This is a genomic window from Streptomyces sp. MK37H (assembly GCF_018035285.1).
GTDB classification, from domain to species: domain Bacteria; phylum Actinomycetota; class Actinomycetes; order Streptomycetales; family Streptomycetaceae; genus Streptomyces; species Streptomyces endocoffeicus.
The window spans coordinates 1-4,110 of record NZ_JAAAYH010000607.1; the positions used below are offsets into that span (position 1 = coordinate 1).

General features: G+C 72.7%; 4 protein-coding genes. 2 read left to right on the forward strand and 2 right to left on the reverse strand.

The annotated features are described in order from the left end of the window. A partial coding sequence (locus tag GWI24_RS41440; RefSeq protein WP_210951184.1) for a CocE/NonD family hydrolase occupies positions 1–600 on the forward strand: 600 nt, incomplete at its 5' end. Between the two features lie 437 nt (positions 601–1,037). On the opposite strand, the gene GWI24_RS41445 is transcribed toward GWI24_RS41440, so the two are convergent. After that, positions 1,038–2,330, reverse strand: coding sequence for an MFS transporter (locus tag GWI24_RS41445; protein WP_210951185.1), 1,293 nt, complete (start codon positions 2,328–2,330; stop codon positions 1,038–1,040). Between the two features lie 93 nt (positions 2,331–2,423). Between GWI24_RS41445 and GWI24_RS41450 the strand changes: the two genes are divergently transcribed. Next, positions 2,424–3,377 (forward strand): LysR family transcriptional regulator, encoded by a 954-nt coding sequence (locus tag GWI24_RS41450; protein WP_247617607.1) that lies wholly within the window; start codon positions 2,424–2,426, stop codon positions 3,375–3,377. Here GWI24_RS41450 and GWI24_RS45955 read toward each other — a convergent pair. After that, complete coding sequence (locus GWI24_RS45955) at positions 3,334–4,032, reverse strand: S8 family serine peptidase (protein ID WP_247617608.1); 699 nt, start codon at positions 4,030–4,032, stop codon at positions 3,334–3,336. The two genes, GWI24_RS41450 and GWI24_RS45955, sit on opposite strands and share 44 nt — an antisense overlap. Positions 4,033–4,110: the final 78 nt, after the last annotated feature.

Sequence of the window (4,110 nt, forward strand, 5' to 3'; positions counted from 1 at the left end):
ACCATGGGAGGCCAGGTCACCTCGGGCGAGCCGGTGATGACCGGCGGGGCATACGACCAGAACGCCCCGGACGCCAGGGTGTACGGGGCGAGTGAACCGTACCTGCCGCTCGACTCCCGCCCGGATGTGATCAGCCTGACCACACCGCCGCTCGAACGGGACGTGGTGGTCGCCGGCCCGGTGTCGGCACGGCTTCACATCTCGACCACCGCCCCGGACACCGACTTCACCATCAAGCTGATCGACGTCCACCCGCCCAACGCCGACTATCCGCACGGCTTCGCCATGAATCTCACCGACGGCATCGTCCGCTGCCGCTTCCACCGCTCCTACGAGAAGCCGGAGTTGCTCACCCCGGGCGAGGTGTACGAGATCGAGATCACCGCCCCCGACACGGCGAACCGCTTCGCCGCGGGCCACCGCATCCGGCTCGACATCTCCTCCAGCAACTTCCCCCGCTTCGACGTCAACACCAACACCGGTGAACCGGAGGCCGCCGCCCGCCGCACCGCCATCGCCACGAACACCGTGCACATGGATGCCGAACACCCCTCCCACCTGCGCGTGTGGCTGGAAGGAGGAGCGGCCGCGCTCGTCTGATCAGCCGGTGTCGACGGCCTCCACCGCGGCCGGGACGAGCACGACCTCCTGCGGGGTCCAGCAGTCCGAACGCTCGGTGGCCACTTCGGCCGTGCACGCGCTGCACACGCGGTTCGGGCCGTCGCAGCCGTCCAGGCCGCAGCAGCCGTTGCGGCGTCCTCGTACGGCGCCGGGGCGCTGTCCGGATCGGGCAGCGGCACCTCTCGTACGGGGCCCGTGACATCGCCGTGGCAGCGGCGGCAGCGGAAGACGACCATGCGCGCCATTGTCCGGCCCCGGGCGGGCCCCGCGCCTTTCGAATTCCGAAGGACGGTCGGCCGTCGGGAACGCTGATGTCCAGGATATTCCGGGGTTCCGCAAGCAGAACGGGCGAAGGGGCCGCGCCCGCCGGACAGTGGCGGGGGCGGCCCCTTCGGGCTGAGGGTCGGGACGGTGCGTCAGGCGTGGGCCGGGGCGGGGGGCATGGCACGGGACTCCGCCCGCGCCTTGTGCGTCCCGTACAGGGTGATGGCCGCGGCGCCGATGACGGCCAGCAGGCCGAGGGCGACGGTGCCGGTCCAGCCGCCCGCGTGGAAGGCCATGGCGCCGAGCGTGCCGCCCGCGCTGCTGCCGACGTAGTACGCGGTCTGGTAGAGCGCGGCGGCCTGGGCGCGGCCCGTCTTCGCGGTGCGGCTGACCGCTGAGGAGGCGGCGGCGTGGCCCGCGAAGAAGCCCGCAGTGATCAGGACCAGGCCGAGCAGGACGGCCGCCAGCGAGTCGGCGAGGCTCAGCAGGAGCCCGGCGGTGGTGGTGCTCACCGCGACGTACAGGGCGCCGCGCCGGCCGAGTCGGCCGACCAGCTTGCCGGTGGCGGCGGAGGAGACCGTGCCCACCAGGTAGATCAGGAAGATCGAGCCGATCATGCTCTGCGAGAGCCCGAAGGGCTCGCCCACCAGCCGGTAGCCGATCACCGTGTAGACGCCGCCGAAGACGGTCATGAAGAGCGCCCCGATGGCGTACAGCCGGCACAGCAGCGGGTCGGACAGATGCCGGGTCACGGTGCGGGCCAGGGCCCGCGGGCTGACCGTGGCGGGGGAGAAGTTCCGGGCCTTGGGGATCAGCAGCCGGAAGGCGATCCCGCACACCAGCGCCATGGCGCCGACCGCCGCGAGGCCCATCCGCCAGCCGTAGCCATCGGCGACCCAGCCGGTGATGAGGCGGCCGCTCATGCCGCCGACGCTGTTGCCTGCCACGAACAGCCCGATCGCGCCGACCAGCGCTCGCGGTTCGACTTCCTCGGAGAGATACGCCATCGCGGAGGCCGGGATTCCGGCGATCGCCGCGCCCTGGACCGCGCGCAGCGCGATCAGCCAGCCCAGGTCGGGGGCGTACGGGACGACCAGCGCGACCGCCACCGCGATCGTCAGCGAGACGGTCATCATCGTGCGGCGGCCGAACCGCTCGGACAGGGCGCTCAGCGGGACGACCATCAGTGCCAGCGCCAGGGTGGCCGCGGACACGCTCCAGCTGGCCTGATCGGCCTGGACGTGCAGATCGTCGGAGATCGCGGGGAGCAGCGCCTGGGTCGAGTAGAGCAGGGCGAAGGTGGCGAGTCCGGCCGTGAAGAGGGCGAGCCTCATCCGGATGTAGCCGGGGCGGCCGGGTGCCATGCGCTCGGGGTCGGAAGAGACGGGCGGTGCGGAGGCGTCCACGCGGCTGTGGGTGGACGCCTCGGTATCAGCAGGAGGCATGGTTCGACCGTAGGGACCGGGGCACTGATGCGTCCAATGCATGGAATCGCGATAATCGATCCACCACAGCATGAGTAGAGGTCAGGGGCGTTTATGCCACGCATCCGCAACGAAAAAGACATTCCGGTGACAGTCGAGGTCGAGGCCGAGTCCTGGGCGGCGGCCCTGACGCCCCGCCTCGCCCAGTTCGCCGTGGTGGCCCGTCACGAGCACGTCACCCGGGCGGCCCAGGAGCTGGAGGTGCCCCAGTCGACGCTCAGCCGGGCGATGGTGCGGCTGGAGGAGGACCTGGGCGTGGCGCTGTTCGCCCGCCGTGGCCGTACGGTGGCGCTCACCCCGGCGGGGCGTACGTTCCTGCGCTCGGTGGAACGGGCGCTGGCCGAGGTGGACCGGGCCGCCGAGTCCGTACGGGCCGACGCGGACCCGGCGGCGGGCCGCATCGCGTTCGGCTTTCTGCACACGCTGGGCTCGGAGACCGTACCCGGCCTGATCCGCGCCTTCCGCGTCGACCACCCCCGCGTCCGCTTCCAGCTCGTCCAGAACTACGGCGAGGCGATGATCGAGCGGATGCGCGCGGGCGGCCTCGACCTCTGTCTGACCTCGCCCGTCCCCGACGCCCCCGACCTGGTCGCCCGCCGCCTGGACGAGCAGCGGCTGCGGCTGGTGGTGCCGGACGACCACCGGCTGGCCGGCCGCCGCCGGGTCCGGCTCGCCGAGGCGGCGACGGAGCTGTTCGTCACCCTCGAACCGGGTTACGGGCTGCGCCGGATCACCGACACCCTGTGCGCGGAGGCGGGCTTCACGCCGAAGATCGCGTTCGAGGGGGAGGAGGCCGAGACGATCCGCGGCCTCGTCGCCGCCGGGCTGGGCGTGGCGCTCCTCCCGCCGCCCGCCGTGCCCCGCCCGGGCGTCGCGGAGCTGACGGTCACGGCGCCGCGCGCGGTCCGTGAGATCGGGGTGGCCTGGCTGGACGGCCACCCGGACACGCCGCCGGTGGCCGCCTTCAAGCGGTTTCTGCTGAGCCGCCGCGGCCAGCTTCTCGGCTGAGGCTCTCGCGGCCGGCGTTCTCCTGGCCGGCGTTCTCGCAGCCGCCTCTTTCCCGGCTGGCGTTACGCGGACCCTCCAGGCGGGCGGCGAACCGCTTGGTGAACATGTCGGTCAGCTGCTCGCGCGGGCGGCCGATGGCCTCGTCGCGGCTGGAGGAGCGGAGCACGGTGAGCACGGGGTGCGGGAAGTCGGCGTCCTTGGGCTCCCCGGCGATCAGGGCGCTGAACGAGTCCGCGACGCAGTGCAGGGGGACGTCGGGCAGCGGCTCGACGGTGCCGATGCAGTGCGTGCCGTGGCCGTGGCCGTGGCCGTGGCCGTCCTCCACGCTCGCGCCCGGCACGAAGGACGCGGTCAGTTCAAGACATCCGGCCAGATCCGGGTGGCCGGTGGCCACCCCGGTGTCCAGGACCGCGACCTTCATCCCGCGCCCGGTCAGATGGGAGAGGTTGGCCCGGATCGCCTGCTGACCCCAGGTGGCGTTCTGCTCGTTCCAGGCCGGGCCCGGCGAGGAGGCGAGTTCGGCCCGGCTGTGCCGGTCGACCTCGTCCTCGTCGCTGCGGTAGGTCGGGAAGAACCCGGTCTGTGCCGCTGGTCGGGCCGCACTTCGACGACGGCGGCGCCGAGTTCGTCGAACAGCACCGAGACGTCGGGGCATTGGAGCAGCTCGGCGGCGCCGGCGGCCTCGGTCCCGCGGACGCGTTCGGGCGCCAAGAATGACGGGGCGGCCGTGCCG

Coding starts and splice junctions, on each gene's coding strand:
- GWI24_RS41445 (WP_210951185.1), bottom strand. CDS start 2,330: ATGCCTCCTGCTGATACCGAGGCGTCCACCCACAGCCGCGTGGACGCC.
- GWI24_RS41450 (WP_247617607.1), top strand. CDS start 2,424: ATGCCACGCATCCGCAACGAAAAAGACATTCCGGTGACAGTCGAGGTC.
- GWI24_RS45955 (WP_247617608.1), bottom strand. CDS start 4,032: ATGCCCCGACGTCTCGGTGCTGTTCGACGAACTCGGCGCCGCCGTCGT.